This window comes from Oceanobacillus bengalensis (assembly GCF_003628445.1).
Taxonomy (GTDB): Bacteria; Bacillota; Bacilli; order Bacillales; family Amphibacillaceae; genus Oceanobacillus; species Oceanobacillus bengalensis.
The window spans coordinates 1-22738 of sequence record NZ_RBZO01000026.1; the positions used below are offsets into that span (position 1 = coordinate 1).

Here is a 22738-nt window from a genome sequence, read left to right on the forward strand (position 1 = left end):
TGTAACGGGGACGATAGTAAGTTCTTGGCTTGGCATAAAAAAAGCACCTCCTTGAATTGATATGTCTATCTTAACAGGAGGTGTTGGTATTTTTATATGCGTTGTTTGAATACGGGTTTACAGTATACCTTATCCTCTTAGGTGAAAAATCGATGTAAATCTCTTTTAAATTTAATGATTCCTTTCACATGGGCATGAAGAATAGCCTACCTATTCTTTATGTCTCTTACTCATCCATACCGATATCTGCTCTGCAATATATTCAGAGCTATAATGCTTTCCATCACGAATCCACCACATTAAAATACCTAGAATGGAAGATGCAATAATATCTTTTGAAACAGCCTCTTCTGTGGTGATTTTTCTTAAATCACGCCTTGCTTGAACAAATTCCACGATAAAGTTATGGAGTTTCTTTTGGAACGCCCTCTCTTCGAATAACACGAATAAGTACTTTCGATTTTGATAGAAATAATCTAAAAAGCTAAGTAGCTGCTCATCCAAGTCTACAGATTCTTGCTGTAATAAAGGTGATAATTTCTGCGACATATCGTTGAAAATATCATATACGACATGCTTCAGTAAATCTTGCATATCTAAATAATGTAAGTAGAATGTAGCACGATTTAATTCAGCCTTTGCTGCTACTTTTTGAACCGTTAATTCCTGCAAGTTTTGTGATTCAACCAATAATGATTTAACAGATTCTTTCAATAAACGCTTGGAGCGAATAGCGCGTGGATCCTCTTTCTTTGCAGACATTTTTAACTCCCTTTCGTCTATTAAATATATACTTCTCCAACAACATTTGAAAATTTGTTGCATAGTAGACAGCTTATAAAAAAATGTTGGTGGTCTCTAAATATAAAAGTTGTTACAATTCATTTTATCGTCATTGTGTTGATGAAGTAAAGAGGAGGTCTGTAAGTTAGTATGGTTCAACAAATAAATAAGAAAGTATTACTGTTTGTATTACTACTTGGCGGTTTTTTATCGATATTAAATCAAACCCTTTTAAATGTTGCTTTAAGTAAATTCATGGAAGTGTTTGATGTTAGTGCGACAACTGTACAATGGTTAGCAACAGGATTCATGCTCGTTAACGGTATATTAATTCCCGTAACGGCTTTTTTAATGAAGCGGTTCTCAACGCGTCAATTATTTATAAGCTCGATGTTATTATTATTAGTCGGTTCTATTTTTTGTGCAATCGCACCGAATTTTACGGTTTTATTAATCGGACGTATGATTCAAGCGGCTGGTGCAGGTATTATTATGCCACTCATGATGAGTGTTGTTATGTTTATCTTTCCACCTGAAAAACGGGGAAGTGCAATGGGGTTACTAGGGCTTGCTATGATTTTTGCTCCAGCTATCGCACCAACATTGTCTGGCTTTGTTATTGAATTTGTATCATGGCGCTGGTTGTTTATCGGCTTAATTCCACTTGTAATAATTATCATTTTACTTGCATTCAAATATTTAGTTAACGTGTCTGAAGGATCAAAAACAGAATTGGATGTTCAAAGTGTTATTCTGTCAACAATTGGATTTGGACTCGTATTATATGGATTTAGTAATGCTGGTAGCCACGGCTGGGATGATGTAGTAGTGTTAGCCTCAATTATTGTAGGAATTCTCGTCTTAGTATTATTTACAAGACGTCAATTACGTTCAAGTGATCCGTTCTTAAATGTACGTGTGTTTCAAAACAAGACGTTTACAATGACGTCCTTAATTAACATTATCGTAACGATGATGTTATATGCTGATATGATTTTACTACCAATCTATTTGCAAGATGGTCGGGGCTTTACAGCATTTGATGCAGGACTATTATTATTACCAGGGGCAATTATTAATGCTGTATTATCTCCTATTACTGGAAAATGGTATGACCGATTCGGTGCCAAACCATTATTCATTATCGGTCTACTATTCGTTATCCCTTCGATGTGGGTTGTAACGGACCTTACAGAAACAACGACATTTACATTCTTAATGATTCGTACGATTTTCTTACGTATCGGTTTAAGTTTTATTACCATGCCACTGAATACAGCAGGGCTAAATGCATTACCAAAGGAACTCGTTACACATGGGACAGCTGTAAACAATACGGTTCGCCAAATTGCAGGTGCGATTGGTACAGCGGTAGTGGTAACTATATATTCAGCAAAAGCAACTGGCTATGCGGATGATTTAACTGCTCAAGGCCTGACAGAAGGAATTGCAGCACTTGCATCGATATTCGCTTCTAGTGACGCATACTATTTCATGATGATTTTAGCTATTGTTGCATTGGTGATCACTTTGTTTACACCGTTAAAGAAACCTATGTCACCTGAAAAAGCTGAAGAGCTGCAATAAAAAAACTCTGCCATTAATAATGTAAAGGGAACGATTGAACTGGTGTTCATATTCTACTAACACCCTTATTTCTTAAAAGAAGCTTCCAAAAAGGTTAAATAAACTTTTAGGAAACTTCTTTTTTTCTATCCTATAATCATTCATCTTTAGTGCGTAAGGTTTTAGTTATAGTCTCAGCCTTTTCCTATCGTTATAGCTTAAATCTCCCAACAAGCATTTGTAATTCCTCAGCCATCTTAGATAGGTGCGTTGCAGAGGATGTAATTTCCTCCATCGAAGCCAATTGTTCCTCTGATGCGGATGCAACATTTTGTGTATTATCTGCAGATGTTTTGGAAATACGTGAAATTTCCTCCATTGAGGCATTCACCTGTTCTGCGCTAGCAGACATTTCTTCAGATACTGCTGAAACTTCTTGTATTTGAGAAGTCACTTTTTCTATGGATTGAAGAATTTTCGAAAACCCATCTCCAGTTTGGTGAATCACGTGCAAGCCTAAAGAAGCTTCTTCTGTTCCTTTATCCATTAAATGAACTGCATGTGTTGTGTCTGCTTGTATTTGTTGAATTAATTTAGCAATTTGATCCGCAGAATCCTTCGATTGCTCTGCAAGTTTGCGTACTTCATCGGCAACTACTGCGAACCCTTTTCCATGTTCCCCAGCACGAGCAGATTCGATGGCTGCATTAAGTGCTAACAGATTTGTTTGTTCGGAAATTCCTGTGATAACTTCTATAATGTTACCAATTTTATCAGATTGATCTCCTAATCGTTTAATAACGGTAGACGTCGTTTCTGTGGCTGTATTGATTGCATTCATTTGTTGAACGGCTTTTTGAATCAATTCGTTTCCATCATTCGCTTCTTTATTTGTTTCTGTAGCTAAGTCTGAAACAGAAGAAGACGTTTCGGCAACTTGTTGTATACCAATAGCCATCTCTCTCATGGCTACTAAGCTTTCATTCGCACTCTGTTCTTGAATGTCAGCACCACTCGCAACTTCCTGAATAGAGGATGCAATTTCATTCGTTGCTTCTGACGTCTGTTCGGCACTTGCTGTCAACTCCTCAGAAGCGGCAGCAACTTGGTTCGATGTTGTACCTACTTGGCCGATCATGTCGCGTAAACTTCGTATCATTCGGTTAAAGGATCCAGCGAGTTCACCGACTTCATCTTTAGTGTTCACAGAAAGTTCCTTTGTTAAATCCCCTTCACCGTCTGAGATATCTTTGAGCTGGTCATTGATATTAATTATAGGTCGCACAATGGATTTTGTGAAAATGATACTGCCTATTATTGCTATAGCTCCAGAGACTACTATTACAATGAATAGGATAGATAGTAAAGATAGAATGGTATTATTGATTACATTAATTTTTGGCCCTACTAACCACATACCAACCACTTCTCCATCTTTACTCTTTAATGGCTTATACATTGTTAAATGATTTTCCCCAACGATGTCCGCTTCTCCAATAAATGTTTCTTGATTTTTTAATACTGCTTCCGTTACATCTGGATCGGCTTTTGTTCCAATCGTTCGCTGTCCATCTTGCATAACATTGGTTGCAATTCTAGTATCCCCTTGGAAAATGGTCGCAGCTCCATTGGTAAGTTCACCGATTTTATCCATAATCTCATTATTATCGTTCATTTTTACATTTCCTTTGTACAGCTCTCCATCTTTAATTTCCCATTCCCCTTTATACGTTTCATCTAGCCAATTATAGCCAAGTCCAGAAACAACTTGAACTCTATCGGTAAAAACTTCCTCCATTGCTTTCTTCACTTGGAAAAAAGAGACGAGGGCGATTATGCTTGATAAAAATAGAATAATTGCAATAACTAGTAAGTTAATCTTTGTCCCGATTTTAAAGTTTTTAATTTTCATAAGTTATTCATTCCTTTCCCTTTTTAACTCATTTGTGAGTCTACAAACATACTATCGACAAAATACGACAAGAAGTTTACAACTCCTTATTCGGTATTTTTTGGCATTTTATATAACAAAAGCAAATGAAAGTTCTAAGAAAATTATTGAAGCAAGTAAATTAATTGATTCCATCTCATCTCAGACAATATTACTATCATTGAATGCTACGCTTGAAGCGGCTAGAGCTGGAGAAGTTGGTAGAGGAGATGATAGAAGTCTTAAATTCTCTTTCCTGTAAAATAGCGGAAGAAAATGCTGCTTCCAGAGCAAGCATCCAAATCGATGGAGAACAAACAGCGTCTGTTGAAGAAGTAGCAGGAGCGAGTGGCCATTTGGCTGAATTGGAGCAGAAGTTACATGAGATTGTGAAACGATTCAAATTATAGTATCAAATTGTCTTTGTTGAAATTTGTGCAATATAAAAAGGCTTTCTAAAAGTTTAAGCAAACTCTTAGAAAGCCATTTTTCTTTAACAAATAAGGAAATTTACTCTTTCTCAAATAGATTAGAAAGCTTTTGTGTAGCATTATTTGTTTCTTGAACGAGAAGAGTGAGTTGTTCTTTATTCTCTGTTTGTAGTTGAATACCTGCAGAAATCTCTTCTAAGGAAGCGGAAGCCTGTTGTAAAACGGAAGCAAAATCATTTACTGCTGCTTTAATGTTTCCTGCATCTTGATCGATACTTCCTGCTACAATTGCGAATGCCTGAATTTCTTGTTGTAGTTGATTGATTGAATCTTGTATAGATTGGAAAATAGTTCTATTCCGTATGGTATCTTCAATATTTTCATCCATTTTAGTAGATACGACATTCATTTGTTCTTGCGTTTCCAAATTGTTTGTATGTACTCGATTTAATATGGTAGAAATTTGTCCTGCAGTTCCTTTGGAGTCCTCTGCTAGTTTTCGAATTTCTTCCGCAACAACTGAAAATCCTCTACCTGCTTCACCAGCTCTTGCTGCTTCAATAGAAGCATTTAGAGCAAGAAGGTTCGTTTGGTCAGTAATTCCTTGTATTGCTTCAATTGCTACTAATGAGGATTCGATATTTTGACTTAATTGATTCATATCCTTCTGCATAATTGCTATAAATTGCTTGAAATCCTGCATTTGATTACTTAGTACTTCAGACTGTGAGCTACCTTCATCGATTTGTTCTGTTATGTTATTGGTGAATGTATTAATGTGCTGTACCCGCTTACTCATTGCCTCAACTTGATTCCCTGTACTTTCAACCGCAGTCATAATGTTATTGATAGAATTTCCTTGATTTTGGGTTCCAATAGCAATTTCCTGTATTGCAACATTAAATTCTTCAACTGTTTGCTTCTCTAATTCGGTTTGGGTCTTTACCTGTTCCATGTTGTTAGCAATTACAATTGAATTTTCCTCCAGAATAATCCTCTGTTCTGCTTCTTGGTTTAACTTGTACTCGGCCTCTGCCTTCATATTACTAAGGTCCCTTTCTAATTTCCCCATAACTCTTGTTTGGAAGAAAAGAACAATGAAAGATAAAGAGAATAATAATAAATATGTAGTAATATCAGAGGAATAAATTTCTCCATTTAGAGTAAAGGCAAATATTAATAAACTAACCCCTAAAATGGTCCCGATGATAAAAATGGCCAAATTCATGTAAAAAGCTGAGCTTATCAATAAATAATAGATAAGGGAAAGGTTGTTCTCAGATGGGCTGATTAAAATAATCGTCCCGAGGATAGCTGCTAATCCAATTATCGCGATATATCCAATCTGTTCCGTTAAACGTCTTTTTATGTGCAAATAGGTTATTGTAGCACATAAAGCAAATCCACCAATTGCAATTGCTAGAATGAGCTCAATTGCTTTGTCCAAGCTTATCTCTACTACCACTCCTAGCAATACTGCTACCATAAGCATGATTAAAATAATTTTATTTTTTTTACGTAAAGTCTGTAGCTTTAATTCATCAATCGACATTCCCGTTCCCCTTCATTTCATAAAATTTTAACACAACGTATAAGTCATATAGGAAAAATGACTTATACCCAAAATTACATCTTATAATGGTATCATTATTATTTCAAGTAAATATGAAGAGGCTGGGACAAAAGTGTTTTTAAGAAAAGAAAATCCGAACCTATTGAGAGAACATACCCGTACCAGAAATATACCTCGCTTTTCGTGGGTGGCTAGTGATCTCCCTTCGTATAGCGTACTACGGTGTCTCACCCAGGACTATACTTCACGGGAGTCTGCGTATATTTCCTACTAAGGTAGTAAATTGTTCGGCTCTAATGATAACACTCTATATATGTCCCACGCCTCGTTATTGAATGTATAAAACTTTAAAGTAATTCTTTAAAGTAGGAAAGGTTTTGTTCAAAGTTTGGAACAATTTTTTCTTCCTCGGCTCTTTTCACTAAACGTACGAGTAAATCATTAAAAGGAGTGTTAATAGTTGTTTCTCTTCCATTAGATGATATAACTCCATTAATATAGTCTATTTCTGATTTTCTTTGTTTCTCTAAATCTTGTAGCATGCTCGGCTTTAGTAATGCTTGTGGACCAAATGCAATTTTAGTAAAACCAATTGCTTGTGGTAGATTACTTTTATCTTCAGCTAAATTAAAGATTCCTAAATTAAAGCCTGCGAGTTCTGCAAATTCAACGCCTGTTGCTTGACCAACCTTAATTGTTTCATCTGCCAACATTACTGCACTTGTTACAGCAGACTCATTATCTAGCACATCTCCATATGTACAACCTAGTGCAGTAGACATTCCACTCATAGCAACATTAACTAAAAGTTTAGCCCATTTTGTTCCAGCAAGATTATCGGATATACTAATATTCCCAACTAGATCAAGAACTTCCTTTATTTGATGAATACGATCAGTAATTGTTCCATCTAATTCACCTATTTGGAAGGCATTTGCTTTGAACGCTTCTTCTGTTGTTGTTAATTCCGAGACACCAGGCTTCACCCATGTTGCACCGAACTCAACGGACCCACCAATTACTCTATTCTTTCCTATAATAGACGCAAGCGAATCTTCAGGTACACCATTTTGTAAGGATAGAACGATACTATTGTCATTTAAATGTGATTGTAAATTTGATAGAACATCTTGATTAAACATTTGTTTTGTAAGTAAAAGTACTAAATCATAATTTCCATCCATTTCCTCTGGAGTGATTGCCCTAACAGGAATGTTTTCTTCCACTGTTCCTGTAATCGTTGCTCCAGACAGATTTAAAGCTTCAACATGTTCCTTGTTGACATCAATAAGTTCGACATGTTTCTTTCCCTTTGAAAGATATGCACCAATAATGGTACCCAAGGATCCTGCACCCATAATTGCTATTTTCATATAACTTCCTCCTCATTTCTAAGTTGTAATAACAATATAAATTATACTCTATTATTGGATGAAATGTGTAAATAGAACTATTACCTAGATAATAGTATTTTAATTTTATGTCGAATAGCCTATAATATAAGATAAATAGAAATTGTAAATTTTATATTAAGGGGATTGCTATGAGAATGAAAGATACATATAATACGCAGAGGGTTCATAAGGTTAATTTAGTTTTATTAGTTACAATTGTTTTGCTTTTAGTTATCCCAATTGTATTTTCCAGGGGATTTAATGATAGTGTTGGCATTATTATAGCGGGTACTTTGGTCCTTGTTTTATCTGTCATTAATTATTTTTTACCAATTCCTCCATATGTAAAAGGTTTACTTTTCGCTTTATTGCCAAATATCGTTGTAATGGTACTATTTTATTTGGATGGTTTTGCATTAAATAAGCACTATATTGTATTACTGACTATTGCTATGGCTGTTCTATATTTTAAAAAAGAACTTATACTTATTTTTAGTGCCTTTGTCAATGTGACGATGATTGCAACATATTTTATTCATCCAGAAGCATTATTAGGTGTAGATGATAACCTTAAGGGCTTTATTACGGTTATCGCATTATTTAATGGAATATTGGTTGCTTTGTACTCATTAACTAAATGGGGGAGAGATTTAATTGACGAATCGTATAAAAAGGAAATGGAAGCCCAGCATTTAACGGAGAGATTACAAGAAACACTACAATTAATTGAAAAAAATACGAACACACTGGATAGTAACATGAACCATTTAAACAGTAATATTAGTACAATTTATGAGTCAAGTCACCATATTAAAGAAGCTGTTCAGGAGATGGCGGTTGGAATACAGGAAGAGGCAAGTAGTATTAGTTCTGTAAGTGAGTCAATGGGGGATTCGGTAGAAAGAGCAAATAAGACGATTACCATTTCTAAAGGTATTGTTGAAAAATCGGATGCCATGAACGAGAAAGTGCAGGAAGGCTTTGAGAAAATTAATCAGGTAACTGATTATATGTCCACAGTAAATACTGCGATAAGCACTACCTCAGTTACGGTAAATGATTTACAATCGAGTCTAGAAACAGTTAACTCACTCTTAAACGGTATTAAAGACATAGCAGAACAAACGAATCTATTGGCGTTAAATGCTGCTATTGAATCTGCACGTGCTGGTGAGCATGGAAAAGGATTTGCGGTGGTAGCAGATGAGGTGCGTAAGTTAGCTGAACAAAGTGCAAATATAACGGTTGATATTACAAATGTGACGACAGACCTATTCGATAAATCAAGAGATGCAAATGATAAATCAATGAAAGGCGAAACAGCTGCTGCAGAGGGACAGAAATTATTAAATGAAATTTCTTCTTACTTTAAAGAAATAAAGGATTCTTTCCAATACACAAATGAAGAGCTTGTAATGGGAATGAATGAAATTCAGGTCTCGACGAATAACTTCAATGATATTAAAAGGCAAATTGAAACGGTAGCAAATATTTCGGAAGAGAATACTTCTGCAACACAAGAAATAGCAGCAACACTTGAAAGTGAGCATGAACTAATTACGGATATCAACACTGCTGTTCTAGAAATTAACAAGCTAAGTAGTGAACTAAAGAAAATAGTTACTACTGTTTAATATTTTCTAATATTGATGTAAATCACCAAAGCTTCTCAAAAGTTTAAGCAAACTCTTGAGAAGTTTTTTTATAGGTACAAATTTATGTGTTTCGGTATCTAGAGTGAGAGCTAAAGCTGAAGAGCAAGGCTATCAACGACGGAAAGAGAAGGAAATCGAGATCAAAGGTAGTTGATAAGGGCTGTCAACGACGGAAAGAGAAGGAAATCGAGATCAAAGGTAGTTGATAAGGGCTGTCAACGACGGAAAGAGAAGGAACTGGAGCGCAAAGGTAGTTGATAAGGGCTATCAACGACGGAAAGAGAAGGAAATTGTGAGCAAAGGTAGTTGATAAGGGCTATCAACGACGGAAAGAGAAGGAAATCGAGAGCAAAAGTAGTTGATAAGGGCTGTCAACGACGGAAAGAGAAGGAAATCGAGAGCAAAAGTAGTTGATAAGGGCTGTCAACGACGGAAAGAGAAGGAAATCGAGATCAAAGGTAGTTGATAAGGGCTATCAACGACGGAAAGAGAAGGAAATCGAGATCAAAGGTAGTTGATAAGGGCTATCAACGATGGTAATAGAATCAATTACCAATAACGAAGGACTAATTGTTCGTTCTCCCACTTCTTGTGTCGTGTCTTAAAAGTTACTCAGCATATAAACAATTGCGTAAAGGAATGGAATTGTAATAATACATAACAATGTAGTTAATAGAACACCTACTGATGAAAAAAATGTATCAGCACCGTATTTGTGCGAATACAGTGAAATTGTTGGTGCTGAAGGCATGCCAGAAGTTATGACAGCTATTAGAAGTACTGCAAATGGTATGGGGAAAACCGCAAAGGGGAGTAAAAGAGCAGGTATTATGATTAGTCTAGTGATGGATGATTTCCATAAGTAGATATTTTTAATTACAGAAATAAAATTATGGTATTTTACATTTGCGATTAACATTCCAATGATCATCATAGAAAGAGGAATCGTCATTTTCCCAACACTTTCAAGCCCGTCTGAGATTATAACTGGCCAACCAATTGGTAGTAAAAAAATTACTACTCCGATTAATGTGGAAAGAATGCCAGGGTTGATTAAAATTCTTTTCCAATTGATTGTTTTCTTATTTCTACTAAACAAGTATATTCCGTATGTCCATATAAGTATTAAATAACAGAGGTTAAAAATCGTTAAATAAATAATTCCTTGCTCTCCCAGGATAATAAAACTGACAGCATAACCAATAAACCCTTGATTGCCAAAGATAATCAAACCTTCATAGACACTTTTTTGCCTCTCAGGAAGTTTAGATCTTCGCCGCATCCAATGTGCTAAAAAGCAAGAAATCGTGAGAATGTAAACTGACATAATAATAAACCATATAAACTCCTTTAGTAGGTCAGTGGAAAATGAAATATCTAGGGAGTATAAGATGAGAGCTGGTAGTGTGATATATAGGATAAGTTGAGTTAGAACATCGTCTGCGTTCTTGTTTAAAATGCCAACCTTTTTTACGATAAAACCTAGTAATGCAATTCCATAAAGGACTAGCATCTCTTGTAGGAATACACTTAGATCCCCCATAAATATCCCCTCCGCTTTACTGTATGATGCATATGGGGAGATGGTTAATGGAAAAAAAGTTTATTTGTTTAAATTAAATCAAACGTTCGTTTTATTCAGGCACTCAAGTGTTTTTGTCTTAAATAGGGAGCTTATACCGCAATTAAATTGAACATCTTTTAATTTCAAAACGAACATCAATAAAATTTGCCAACAATACGAATAACATCTAATGTTATAAATATAGAAGTGAGGACAAGTAAATAAAGATGAAAGGGAGATAAAGATGAGTAAACTTATTGGTTATATTGGTACATATACAAAGGGAGAAAGCAAAGGGATATACACATTTACTTTAGATACGGAAGCATCCAAGATTTCGAATGTAGAAGTGGCAGCAAATTTATGTAATCCTACCTATTTAAATGTGAGTGAAGATAATCGTTATCTCTATTCTGTCATTAAAGAAGGGGAATCAGGTGGCGTAGCATCTTATGCAATTGAGAGCAAAACGGGAGAGCTAACCCATCTTAACAATCAGCTAGAAGCAGGGGCATCCCCATGTCATATTAGTGTTGCAAGTGATAACAAGCGAATTGTTACAGCGAATTACCATAAAGGTACGATTGAGTTGTATGAAGCAAATAAAGAAAGCGGGATGGTCACACCTGTAACATCCATCATTGAGCATATTGGATCTGGCCCGCACAAAGAAAGACAAGAAAAAGCTCATACCCATTATGCAGGGTTTTCTCCTGATGAGGCGTTTGTATTTGCTATTGATTTGGGTATCGACAAACTTATATCGTATGAAATGAAGGATAGTAATTTAAAAGAAGTAAGTAGCTTATCTGTGAAAGCAGGAAGTGGGCCACGTCATCTAGAGTTCCATCCAAATGGAAAATATGCATACCTCATGACTGAACTTAGTTCAGAGGTAATTGTTATGTCATATGATAAGAATAATGGTAGTTTTACAGAGCTTCAGTATATTTCTACAATCCCTGAGGACTTTACAGAGAATAACCAAGGAAGTGCAATCCATTTATCATCTGACGGTCGTTTCGTTTACGCAGCTAATCGTGGGCATAATAGTATTGCTATCTTTCGTGTAAATGAAGATTCGGGAGAGTTGACTTTCATTACACACACATCTACAGAAGGAAATTGGCCGAGGGATTTCGCATTAGATCCTTCAGGTAAATTTATAATTGTATCGAATCAAGAATCAAGCAACCTTGTATTATTTACTAGAGACAATATAACAGGGAAGCTAACATTAATGGAGTCGGATATTTACGTGCCTGATCCAGTTTGTGTTAAGTTTTTAAGCGTTTCATTGTAAAATTATCCGCAAAAAAAGACCTATCAAAGAGGTATTAACCTTTTTTCGATAGGTCTTTTTGACAATAAACGACAAAATTAGCGGGTGACAGGCATTGTCGTAAGCCATTTGTTCACTTCTTCAACTTTCATTGGTTTACCGTAATAGAATCCCTGCATCACATAGCACCCTAATTGAGTCAAATACGCGATGTGTTCCTCATTTTCTACACCTTCAGCTATAACATCCAGTTTAAGGTCTTTTGCCATTAAAATGATCGCATTAATGATTGCGTGCTTTTTCGATGTTTCTATATCAACGGTAAATAGTCGATCTAATTTAAGCGTATCAATGGGAATTCGATCAAGTATTCCAATAGAAGAATATCCTGTTCCGAAGTCATCCATGGAAACCCGTACCCCTAAGGAGCGAATACGTTGTAACTGTAGGATAATATCATCAAGATCATATAATACCATCGATTCTGTTATTTCTAATTCTAGCAAATGAGGTGCTAGATTTTCTTTCTCTAACACATGTTGAACCAATTCGTATAAATTTCCTGACTGAAAAAGTCGGATGGAAAGGTTTACTGAAACAGCTTGCGTAACTCCTTTATCCTGCCATGCCTTACACTGTTGACATGCATTTTCGATGACCCATTTTGTAATAGGAATGATTACCCCGGTCTTTTCAGCGATTGGAATAAATTCACCCGGTGAAACAATACCATGCCTTGGATGTTCCCAACGTACTAATGCCTCAAAGCCATACAAGCTATTCTTTCTTACATTCCATTTTGGTTGGTATGCAACATAAAATTGGTTATTCTCTAGTGCAACTAGTAAATCCTTCTCTAATTCCATTTTACGAATTTCTGCTTTACCTATTTTATCATCATAGAGACAATATCTGTTTTTTCCTAATTCTTTCGCCTTGTACATAGCAGTATCAGCATTTTTGAGAAGAATCGAACGATCAGATCTGTTGATTGGACCAATGCTAATTCCGATACTACCTGTGATATATAATTGATTACCTTCAATAAGGTAGACTTTTTTCACGCTTTCCAAAATTTTCTCTGCCAATTGTTCCGCCTGTTTTCCTTCACAGTGCTTTACAATGATTAGAAATTCATCTCCGCCAATTCGAAATACTTGTTGATTTTCATTAATAAACTTTCTTAGGCGAATACCAACCTCCTGAATGAGTAAATCCCCTTTATCATGACCTAATGTGTCGTTGATTGTTTTAAACTGATCTAAGTCAAGGAATAAAACGCCTAAGCTTTCATCACTCATTTGCTCATTAAAAAAACGATTCATTTCATTTCGATTTGGTAGACCTGTGATTGTATCTAGATATGCCATTTTTTCCAGTACATGGCGATCTAAAAATAGAGCACCCCAAGATACAAATAATATGATGAAAATGGTTATCGTTACACCATATAGTAGAAATAGATTGATAGAGCCATGTTCCATCACCATGTCTGTTGGATGATAGAACTTTGTCGCCCCCATTCCTGTGTAATGCATCCCACATATTGCAATTCCCATAATAATCGCAGACCACCATTTTAACCAACTGGCTTGGGTCTGATTCCGGAACCTGATAAATAGGAATAGAGCTGCATAAGAAGCCAAGAATGCAATAACCGCAGATAATGCCCATAACCCCTTGTCATATGATAGACTAGCATCCATAATCATGGCGTCCATACCGATGTAATGCATCGCGACAATCCCGATGCCCATAAAAAAACCACTAAGCAAAAGTTTGAAGGGGCTAATAACGACTGGCATCGTAATGTAAAATGCGATAAATGAGGCAATGAAACTAGCTAACATCGATAGAAGTGTGAGTCCTATATCATATTTCACAGTCATATGCGTGTGAAATGCAAGCATTCCGATAAAATGCATTGACCAGATGCCGCTTCCCATTACTAGGGATCCTCCGAGTAACCAAAAAATCTTGTTCTTCCCATTTTCTTGTGATATTTTTCCCGCTATATTTAATGCAGCATAAGATGCCAATATTGCTATCAGCACTGAGAGAGCAACGATATAGTAGTTATAGTTGTATTCCATATACATTCGCCATCCACTCCAATCCAATCCGTGCGTAGTATATATTCTGTAAACTAGTTTGATCCCAACTTGGACAGAGGTTAGTATTGGAACAAGAGAAAGTGAAAGGGATATCGAATAATTCGACATTTTCCGACAAGTGACAGGCACCCTTCTATACTATTTTACCTTTTGCAATAATATCTGCAACTGGAAAGATAGTTCTTCTAATTCTGTCTTCTTTTCATTTGCCTCTAATACTCGGTTTGCTTCTAATAATTGTAAAATATTAACAATCTTATTATGGAATGGATACGGCTATGAATTCGGCCAATTTTTTGCGGTATTCGATGTATGTAATATCAATTTTTGGCTTTGTAAGTTGTTTGAAATATTTGGTGATTAGCGTTGTGTAGCGTTCATAAACGGAATGTTTGTTAAGATTATGGCCAGCTAAATATAGTCTATGGTATTTTCGACCGCCTGGAGATTGTCCGCCAACCTGGTATGATCAGCCAATTGCGGGGAGATACAAGCTTCACTGCTTTTATGAGCCTAGTGCCAAAGAATATGAAGCGATTTATAGCGCGTATTAGGAGCAAGTACCCACCTATATTATCGACAAATAAAGACAAACTTCGACAAGTGACAGGCACCGTAAATAGGCTCTCTGATTATTGGTGGTATCATTGTCAGAGAGCGCTTATTGGGTACCTTTTGCATATATTTTCAGTAAGATCCATCTGATGATTGCTCCGATGGACAAACCGATTGGTAAGAAGAGAAATCCAGCCCACATTGGTCCAATTAAATAACCGAAAAGGCTAAGTCGAGTGGAGAAGAAAACGCCAATGGTAACAAAATAGGCCGAAAATACGAGTGGCAAATATGCAAAAGCTTTACCTTGTCCTCCACCAGCATCCTTATACGCATCCCAAATGGCAAAGAAATATAAACAAGGATAAAACATGAGCCACTGGTAATCTGTTGCCAAAATTGCTTCCTCAATCTTTAAATTAAAACTTAACATAATAATGGTATTAAAATTACCCAACACATTAATTAAAATTTCTAACCCAACCAATAAAATCCCTTTTGCATATCTTTGGTTTAATAATTGCCAGAACCCTGGAAGGGCAATGCTCCATAAAACAGCTTCTAATTTTTTGCTTTTTTTATTTAAATTTGCTTCCATATACAGCCCTTATTTCGCTAGATTTTTTCGATTTGCTGCCATTGGTGGTTGCTCCATCCAACCTTGATCAATCATCATATTTGCCCCATCATTTGAATAGTTAGCTGCTTCTGCTGATAATCGAGCGTAATGGACCCCTAAATCATGCCTTGGACTTTTAGCCATGGATACTCCATATTGACCGATGCTTGCTGCAATTAAAGAATCAATAAGATTCATCATCAATTTGTCTGAAAAAGGAGCTTCCTTGGAATCTGTTACTTCTGAAACTAACGATGTGGATGCTTCTGATAGGTAGTCCTCACGTAATAAAGATTGGAAAATCTCTAGATGTTTTCCAGATATATCACGACCTCTTTCAAAAAATCTCCTTACGTCCTTTGATTCTGCAACTTGTCCAAATCCTGTAATAAGTGCCTGTCCCAGTGCATTCTGCTGTGCATTAACAACAAGATTTGAAATCTCGATACTATTTAGCGGCCTGCGATTTCCGAACCAGCCCGTTAGGAAGCTCTGCTTCTTTACAAAGTCAATTTTTTCTGGGACTGGTATGTGAGGTGCATGTATATGGATACCTTTATCTTCCGCTAATTCTTTTATACGTTTATGTTCTTTTATTGTGATTGTTAAACTTTCACTAAAATAGTCAATGATATCCCCTCGCTCTGCCATCGCTAAGGACATTGCGTACATATTGAGGCTCAAATAGGATGCACTTAATAAATAAAGAAGGTATAATTTATCAGAAAAAAGACGAGGTGCATCCATGTTAACATCCTCCTTGGTAAGGCCTTGAGGAATCGGATAATCTTCTTTCCCAAAAATTTCACTAACTTTACTTACTTGTGTATTCATTATGGATAAAGTATCTTCCATTAAAAGTTTGATGTCATGATCGTCTGTGTTGTTTATAGAATGTTTAAGGATACAAACTGCCAGTGTCTTGCTTTGATACTGTGTCCACAATGTTCCTATTTCGGATGCCGTTAGTTCGATATGTTTATCATTACTCAATTCATTTTCCTCCCTTTGTTTTTGCTAATTCCTCTCTGTCAACCATTCGTGGTGGCTCCTCCATCCATCCATTTTTGATTAGGATATTTGCGCCATCTTCCGAATAGAGTAAGATTTCACCTGTTAGTCTTGTGTAATTTGCCGCTATATCCCTTCTTGTGTTCGTTGAAATACTTAAGCCATAAAAACCGATTCCAAGTGTAATCATCCCAGTTGCATGAAACATCATCAGTTTGTCTGAGAAAGGAGAAACCCCGTTAGAATCTGTGACCATCGAGTCTGCCCCCATTGGAACTGGGATATCATTTCCTTCCAGTACTTCGGAAAATATGTTGACATGCTTTTTAGCTATTTCAATTCCACGCAACAAAAAATTTCGAACTTCTTTTGATTTTGCTACTTGGCTAAAGCCAATTAAGGTGGTAGCACCTAATACATTCCTTTGGATATTGGAATATAGGTTAGCAATTTCCACGGCTAAAAGTGGTCTGCGCTCACCAAACCAGCCTGTTAAAAAGTTTTGTTTTTTTACAAAATCTACTTCTGTTTGAGCTGGAATGCTTGGGGGTTCTGACAATACCCCCTTCATTTTGGCAATCATGGATGCTTCCTTATGAAAGGTATTATATTCCCTGAATGTTTGTGAGAAATAATCATATATATCTTCTCGTGTGGACATAGCAATAGCCATCGTTGCAGAATTCATTGCCAATGTGGTCAGTTGAATACAGTTTTGTAACATATAGTTATCCGTAAATAGTCGCGGTGCTTCTAAGTTCACATCAGCTTCTGTAAAGCCTTGTGGGATTGGATGTTTTTCTTCCTTTAAAAATCTTTCTGTGCCTTCTTGGAGTTTTTTAAGCGTTTCTAAAATATCCTTTATAAGCCCTTTTATTTCAGCATCCTCAGCTTTGTTGATGAAATAGCCCAAGACAGCAATTGTAATACTATCATTCATATACTTACCCCAAACCTCAGCTAGCTCAGAAGCAGTTAATGCCTTCTTAATATGCATTAGTAATCCCTCCAAATTTCATTTGTAAATGTAGTTTGTCATTAAATGAAAATAGTTATTCAACTTGGTATAACCAACTTCTTTGCATAAAATTTGGAAGTTATGGGAAAGAAAAGGAGAGTAACTATTTTATTACCTTGAGGGGATGTCATGAGAAGATCTTCACTATTCAATCGCTTAAAGAGGAAGAAGGAGCAAAGCAGGCAAGCAGGGAAATCAAACTTTAATAACATGAAGGTTACAAAAAAGCTTGATAATAATTTAAGCAATATTAAAGAAATGCTAGGTGACCCTAATGATTTAGTCGTTCGTGAATTATTAATAGGTAGTATCGAAAAAAGAGCTGGAATGGTATACATAAGTGGATTAACAGATGAGAATTTAATTAATAACAATATTTTAAAAACCATTCAACTTAATTTGAAACAATTTGATTCTAATATTATCGAAAAAATTCATAAAGAAGTAATCGCAATTACGGATATCAAACAAGCCAATAACTTAGATGATGTCTCCCTTGGGATTTTAAATGGGAATACAGCATTCTATTTGGATGGTCATGAGACCGTATTATTAATGGGAACAGCTGGTGGAGAAAGTCGTGCCATCGAACAACCACAGTCGGAAACACTTATTCGCGGTCCAAGAGATGGATTTGTAGAGAGTATCAATACAAATATGGCGCTGATTCGTCGTGACATTAAGGACCCACATCTCCGTTTCAAGCCGCATGAAGTTGGAAAACGTTCGAAGCAAACAATCGTTGTTTCATATATCGAAGGTATTGTAAATCCGGACATTGTGACAGAAATAAATCGTAGGCTAGAGACAGTTGATATTGATTTCATTGCTGATTCCGCATATGTGGAACAATGGATAGAAGATAGTTTCCTATCCCCTTTTCCACAAATATTGAATACAGAGCGTCCTGATAAAGTTTCATCCGACTTGATGCAAGGGAAAGTCGCTATTTTAGTTGATGGAACTCCTTTTGCTTTAGTTGCTCCTATCTCGATTGGTGATTCGTTGCACTCAATGGAAGATTATAACCAGCGTTGGTTTTCGGCAACCTTACTGAGAGTATTACGATATCTTTCTGCATTTCTGGCTATATTTCTACCGGGTCTGTACATTGCACTTGTTTCCTATCATCCAGGGATGATTCCGAGTACATTAACCTATTCGATTGCAGCAACAAGAGAAGGGGTCCCATTCCCGGCTGCAATCGAAGCAATATTGATGGCAGTTACGTTTGAAATATTGCATGAAGCTGGGGTTAGACTACCAAAGGTTATTGGGCAAACAATTGGTATTGTAGGTGGGTTAGTTATTGGTGAAGCAGCGGTTTCTGCTGGTATCGTTAGTCCGATTATGGTTATTGTTACAGCACTTACAGCCATTGCTTCCTTTAGCGTACCATCCTTTAGTATTGCACTAACCTTTCGCATATTACGATTTTCCATCATACTTGCTGCAGCCTTTTTAGGTTTATATGGTATTATCCTTGTTTACATTATGGTTAATATTCATATTGTAAATTTAAAAAGTATTGGAAAACCATATTCCGCTCCATTTGCACCAACGTTTACAAAGGATTTTAAGGATTTAATTATCCGGGCGCCAATTACAAGTATTACAAAGCGACCATATAATTTGAAACCATTGGATCAAGAATCAAAGGATATATTGCCGGAGAAGAAATCTTAATCTAATGATGTTCGCATTGATTTCGCTAAGGTTTACGATTATTTCGCTAATGTTCACAATTAAATTCAGGATTGAATCTGGGACAAGGGTCCTGTCCCCGTGGATCAGACCAAGGAAGGAGTAGCAATGAGCACTTTTAAATACGGCGACGATAAAATTGAAGCAAGAGAAATAATGATTGCTATTCCTTCTATGGCGATTGCAATCGGTATTTTAACCTTTCCGAGACATCTTTCCGACGTAACTGAGTTTTCCGATGGATGGGTCTCCATTATACTATCTGGAGTCATTGCTATGCTATTTGCGTGGGCAATAGCAAAGCTAGCATCAAAATATCCTAATCAATCCTTTCTGTCCTATGCTTCATTGTTGGTTTCAAAGCCAGTTGCAATTGTTCTTACCCTTTTGTTTTCGATTCAAGGAATAGCCTTAACTGCTTTTGAAGTTCGGGCAATTTCGGATATATCTCATCAATATTTATTTGATAAAACACCATTTGAAGTTGTTGGGCTGTGCTTTTTACTTGTTGTCGTTTATGCAGTTTCTGGTTCAAGAGCTGGAGTCTTCCGTCTGAATACATTATTTTTTCCAATTATATTTTGTACAACAGTAATTTTAATTTTCTTCGCCATTGGATATATGGAAGTAGATAATCTGTTACCCGTTTTTAAAACAGATATGTCGGGGTATTTAGAAGGAACAATGCAAAGCGCGCTGTCTTATACGGGAATTGGTATCTTGTTTTTTTACATATCATTAGTGAAAAATCCAAAGAAAACCCCACGTATGGCAGCGTTTGGAATGGGTTTGGTAGTCATTACCTACGTTATTATTTATCTAACATGTGTTGCAGTATATGGACCAGCAACGGAAGCAATTCGATTCCCTTTAGTAGAGTTGGCTAAGGAAATTGAAGTTCCTGGGGGTTTTTTTGAAAGGCTAGAGTCAGTCTTCTTCGTCATTTGGATTATGGCAATCTTCACTACAACGATGATGGCTTTTGATGTTACGGTAATGGCATTGAATTCTATCTTTCCTAAGACGAATAAAATGAAAATTATTTTTCTTTTATCTCCACTCATATACTTCGTTTCTACTATTCCAAGTAATTATTTAGAATTAGGCATTTTCGCTGAATTGGTAAGTTATTCTGGATGGGGACTGTCAGGAACGGTAATAATCTTGTTATGGATCATGCACAAAATAAAAGGAGGGAGGAAAAATGAGAAATAAGGTTTTGAAAATGATAGGTTGGCCTTTATTCCTATTCTTTCTAGCGGGTTGCTGGGACGCTGTGGAATTAGAGGAAAGAGGATTTCTTTCTGGAATTGCAGTTGATCTAGCAGAGGAACAAGGGGAAAACACAACTTTTGAATTAACACAGCAATTCGTTGTTCCTGCTGGATTAGGTTCAACGACAGAGGCAGGTGGGGGAAAGGCTTTTCGTAATTTGAGTCAAACTGGTGAAAGTATATTTGAAATCAACACTAAAATTGCTAGACAGGCCAATCGAATGGCAGGTGTAGAACATTTAGAAGTAGTGATTATATCCTCTGATGTTGCGGAAAAAGAAGGAATATTTGCTGATATTATGGATGTCTTCATTCGTGAGCAAAATATGAGAAGGGGGACCTTTCTGGTAGTATCGGAAGGAAAAGCAAAGGAGCTATTAAATGTAGAACCTGAGCAAGTGAAAATTCCAGCGCTGTATATTAGTGAGCTTACAGAAAGCAAACAAGTTACTTCAACAACAGAACCAACTCGAATTGGTAACATTCATGAGTCCCTTTTGAGCAAAAGAAGTTTTATTATTCCTGATTTGTCCGTGTTCTCAGATAACAGTATAGATTATGAAGGGTTAGGGGTGTTTCGAGGGGAAACGAGTCAAATGGTTGGCACACTTACAGGAAATGAAGCAAAGGGACTGAATTATATAGTTGGCCAGAATCAAGAGGGAAGTGTTCCAGCGAAAGTGGAAGATAAGCTGGCGACATTCGATATTGCGAATGGCGACAGTACATTTAAACTAACGAATCGCGATAAAGATAATTTAACATTTCAAGTAACGATTGATATAGGAGCCATCATCGTAGAGTACTTTGGTTCCCTGGACCCTTACAAAAAAGAAAATATGGAGAAATTCCAGAAGGGGTTAGAAGAAGAAATAAAGAGACAAGCAGAAGCTGCCATCAAACAAGTAAAAGATGATTACCAAGTAGATGTATTTACTTTTGATGATTTTCTCCGAACCGATCATTATGAACTGTGGGAAGAGATAAAAGAGGATTGGGATGCGGGAGAGAATTACTTTGCTAAAAGTGACATAGAAATCGATGTAAATGTGACAATTATAGAACCTGGGAATTCCTTCCAGGTGGAAAACGAAGGGGAGACAGAATAGCTATGTGGAATATGATAATGGGAAAAATACCGACACTACCAGAATCTTTATGTATATTCCTAGCATTTCTCGTACCATATGTAACGTATAAAATAAATCAGAAATTACATCAAGATATGGATCCCCCGTGGAAACAAGAAGAGGGAAAGAAGGAGTCACACTAGCGTGGCCTGTGTACACAGGAATTAACTGCAGCACAACGATTAGACAAGCTTTTTTTGGCGATACCCTAAGCCTGCACTTATACAGGTTAGAAAGTGCCACACTTTCTAACCTGCCAAAAAACAGTATCCATTTCCTTTGAAAAGTGGGCTACAGCTGGTGCGTATTCGTTAAGACCGATATCTAATTCTGCAATATGTGCATTTTTATAAATCTGTGTTTCTGCTTTTTGTAGTGGCCACTGGGGATGATGGATATCTCCCTTATAGAGTTTAGAATCATGGCCTGAGTATAAACGGTATCTTTCCATTAGCCAATAATCCAACGATTCTTTCTCTGTGAAATAAATATCTGCAATTGGTGTGATCTGTCCTTCTGCTTTTACATGTGTTTGCGTTCTGCGAATACTTTCGTAATGGTATGTTTCGCCGGCTTGCTCATTAGAGATGTTCGCAGGTTTATAGGGCAGTCGGTACCATTTTTTAGCTATTATGTATGATGCCCAATGATCTACATCAATTGAAAGAAAATAAATACCTGGTATTCCTTTATAGGTGACGTACGTTCTAAGATTGATTTCCGAAAATGCAGGTGTTAACGAAAAAAAAGGCATACCGCGTAAGTAAATGTGCTCCATTTGAAAAATAACAACACTTACCCATGCATGATCATGAAACGTATCAATTTCAAGTACATCAGGGATGGATGGACGCAGAAGGTTTGGTGAAACTGGCCAATGCATAAAGGACACATTCCTCCAGCTTTGCCTCATTATCCACCGTCTATTTTGTATCGGAAATGGCCGGTGATCTGTAAATTTAAAAATCTCCATCGGTAGGTTCCTTTCTTTAGCATACGCTCTGGGTAACTGTATTCTACTATTATGGTTTATCAAATATGGAATTAAACCTATGATATTGCCTTATATTGGAAAGAATAAAGATAATACTTATAAAGGTTGTGAGCGGTGTTGGTCATTCTTTCAATTATAAAT

Annotated in this window: 19 protein-coding genes and 1 pseudogene; 10 read left to right on the forward strand and 10 right to left on the reverse strand. The window is 36.4% G+C overall.

Translation table 11 applies throughout. From position 1 onward, the window contains the following. Nucleotides 1–210 precede the first annotated feature (210 nt). Nucleotides 211–762 carry a TetR/AcrR family transcriptional regulator gene (locus D8M05_RS14845; protein WP_121133161.1) on the reverse strand — a complete coding sequence of 184 codons (552 nt, stop codon included), beginning with the start codon at nucleotides 760–762 and terminating at the stop codon, nucleotides 211–213. A gap of 171 nt (nucleotides 763–933) precedes the next feature. Between D8M05_RS14845 and D8M05_RS14850 the strand changes: the two genes are divergently transcribed. After that, a complete protein-coding gene (locus D8M05_RS14850; RefSeq protein WP_121133163.1) occupies nucleotides 934–2370 on the forward strand; it encodes a DHA2 family efflux MFS transporter permease subunit in 1437 nt (478 codons plus the stop codon). Between the two features lie 190 nt (nucleotides 2371–2560). Here D8M05_RS14850 and D8M05_RS14855 read toward each other — a convergent pair whose 3' ends face one another. Continuing rightward, nucleotides 2561–4261 carry a methyl-accepting chemotaxis protein gene (locus D8M05_RS14855; protein ID WP_121133164.1) on the reverse strand — a complete coding sequence of 567 codons (1701 nt, stop codon included), beginning with the start codon at nucleotides 4259–4261 and terminating at the stop codon, nucleotides 2561–2563. Between D8M05_RS14855 and D8M05_RS20770 the strand changes: the two genes are divergently transcribed. Together D8M05_RS20770 and D8M05_RS14865 are read left to right on the forward strand one after the other, a co-directional pair. Next, the gene (locus tag D8M05_RS20770; RefSeq protein WP_121133166.1) at nucleotides 4185–4541 is read left to right on the forward strand and encodes a methyl-accepting chemotaxis protein; all 357 of its coding nucleotides are present in this window, start codon (nucleotides 4185–4187) and stop codon (nucleotides 4539–4541) included. The genes D8M05_RS14855 and D8M05_RS20770 overlap by 77 nt on opposite strands. Next, the gene (locus tag D8M05_RS14865) at nucleotides 4510–4689 is read left to right on the forward strand and encodes a hypothetical protein (RefSeq protein ID WP_121133168.1); all 180 of its coding nucleotides are present in this window, start codon (nucleotides 4510–4512) and stop codon (nucleotides 4687–4689) included. Before D8M05_RS20770 ends, D8M05_RS14865 begins: the two co-directional genes overlap by 32 nt. Nucleotides 4690–4789: 100 nt before the next feature. Here the strand turns inward: D8M05_RS14865 and D8M05_RS14870 are convergent, their stop codons facing one another. Beyond that, complete coding sequence (locus D8M05_RS14870) at nucleotides 4790–6262, reverse strand: methyl-accepting chemotaxis protein (RefSeq protein WP_121133170.1); 1473 nt, start codon at nucleotides 6260–6262, stop codon at nucleotides 4790–4792. 368 nt (nucleotides 6263–6630) lie between these two features. Next, nucleotides 6631–7656 carry a ketopantoate reductase family protein gene (locus tag D8M05_RS14875; protein ID WP_121133172.1) on the reverse strand — a complete coding sequence of 342 codons (1026 nt, stop codon included), beginning with the start codon at nucleotides 7654–7656 and terminating at the stop codon, nucleotides 6631–6633. Between the two features lie 176 nt (nucleotides 7657–7832). Here D8M05_RS14875 and D8M05_RS14880 point away from each other — a divergent pair, with 176 nt between their 5' ends. Continuing rightward, the gene (locus tag D8M05_RS14880; RefSeq protein ID WP_245985403.1) at nucleotides 7833–9311 is read left to right on the forward strand and encodes a methyl-accepting chemotaxis protein; all 1479 of its coding nucleotides are present in this window, start codon (nucleotides 7833–7835) and stop codon (nucleotides 9309–9311) included. Between the two features lie 622 nt (nucleotides 9312–9933). Here the strand turns inward: D8M05_RS14880 and D8M05_RS14885 are convergent. Beyond that, nucleotides 9934–10875: an AEC family transporter gene (locus tag D8M05_RS14885; protein ID WP_121133176.1), complete on the reverse strand. Its 942-nt coding sequence runs from the start codon at nucleotides 10873–10875 to the stop codon at nucleotides 9934–9936. Between the two features lie 265 nt (nucleotides 10876–11140). Between D8M05_RS14885 and D8M05_RS14890 the strand changes: the two genes are divergently transcribed. Next, a complete protein-coding gene (locus D8M05_RS14890; RefSeq protein WP_121133177.1) occupies nucleotides 11141–12199 on the forward strand; it encodes a lactonase family protein in 1059 nt (352 codons plus the stop codon). A gap of 77 nt (nucleotides 12200–12276) precedes the next feature. Here D8M05_RS14890 and D8M05_RS14895 read toward each other — a convergent pair whose 3' ends face one another. After that, the gene (locus D8M05_RS14895; RefSeq protein ID WP_121133251.1) at nucleotides 12277–14271 is read right to left on the reverse strand and encodes a bifunctional diguanylate cyclase/phosphodiesterase; all 1995 of its coding nucleotides are present in this window, start codon (nucleotides 14269–14271) and stop codon (nucleotides 12277–12279) included. A gap of 419 nt (nucleotides 14272–14690) precedes the next feature. On the opposite strand from D8M05_RS14895, the pseudogene D8M05_RS20615 reads away from it, so the two are divergent. After that, nucleotides 14691–14846: pseudogene (locus D8M05_RS20615) on the forward strand (cell wall hydrolase); the annotation flags it as partial. 107 nt (nucleotides 14847–14953) lie between these two features. On the opposite strand, the gene D8M05_RS14905 reads toward D8M05_RS20615, so the two are convergent. Genes D8M05_RS14905 through D8M05_RS14915 form a run of 3 tightly spaced genes read right to left on the reverse strand, consistent with a single transcriptional unit; the run spans nucleotide 14954 to nucleotide 17474 of the window. Then, nucleotides 14954–15445 carry a hypothetical protein gene (locus D8M05_RS14905; RefSeq protein WP_121133179.1) on the reverse strand — a complete coding sequence of 164 codons (492 nt, stop codon included), beginning with the start codon at nucleotides 15443–15445 and terminating at the stop codon, nucleotides 14954–14956. A gap of 9 nt (nucleotides 15446–15454) precedes the next feature. Beyond that, entirely contained in the window at nucleotides 15455–16459 is a 1005-nt protein-coding gene (locus tag D8M05_RS14910; RefSeq protein ID WP_121133181.1) for a DUF3231 family protein, read from the reverse strand. A gap of 1 nt (nucleotide 16460) precedes the next feature. Beyond that, nucleotides 16461–17474 carry a DUF3231 family protein gene (locus D8M05_RS14915; protein ID WP_121133183.1) on the reverse strand — a complete coding sequence of 338 codons (1014 nt, stop codon included), beginning with the start codon at nucleotides 17472–17474 and terminating at the stop codon, nucleotides 16461–16463. A gap of 150 nt (nucleotides 17475–17624) precedes the next feature. Between D8M05_RS14915 and D8M05_RS14920 the strand changes: the two genes are divergently transcribed. From D8M05_RS14920 to D8M05_RS20260, 4 genes are all read left to right on the forward strand, one after another. Further along, nucleotides 17625–19181 carry a spore germination protein gene (locus D8M05_RS14920; protein WP_121133184.1) on the forward strand — a complete coding sequence of 519 codons (1557 nt, stop codon included), beginning with the start codon at nucleotides 17625–17627 and terminating at the stop codon, nucleotides 19179–19181. A gap of 126 nt (nucleotides 19182–19307) precedes the next feature. After that, a complete protein-coding gene (locus D8M05_RS14925; RefSeq protein ID WP_121133186.1) occupies nucleotides 19308–20414 on the forward strand; it encodes a GerAB/ArcD/ProY family transporter in 1107 nt (368 codons plus the stop codon). Beyond that, nucleotides 20404–21582 (forward strand): Ger(x)C family spore germination protein, encoded by a 1179-nt coding sequence (locus D8M05_RS14930; RefSeq protein WP_121133188.1) that lies wholly within the window; start codon nucleotides 20404–20406, stop codon nucleotides 21580–21582. The genes D8M05_RS14925 and D8M05_RS14930 overlap by 11 nt, the downstream gene beginning before the upstream one ends. Nucleotides 21583–21584: 2 nt before the next feature. Further along, nucleotides 21585–21746 (forward strand): hypothetical protein, encoded by a 162-nt coding sequence (locus D8M05_RS20260; protein WP_183072816.1) that lies wholly within the window; start codon nucleotides 21585–21587, stop codon nucleotides 21744–21746. A gap of 86 nt (nucleotides 21747–21832) precedes the next feature. On the opposite strand, the gene D8M05_RS14935 is transcribed toward D8M05_RS20260, so the two are convergent. Beyond that, nucleotides 21833–22576 carry a YqjF family protein gene (locus D8M05_RS14935; RefSeq protein WP_121133189.1) on the reverse strand — a complete coding sequence of 248 codons (744 nt, stop codon included), beginning with the start codon at nucleotides 22574–22576 and terminating at the stop codon, nucleotides 21833–21835. Between the last annotated feature and the right edge of the window lie 162 nt (nucleotides 22577–22738).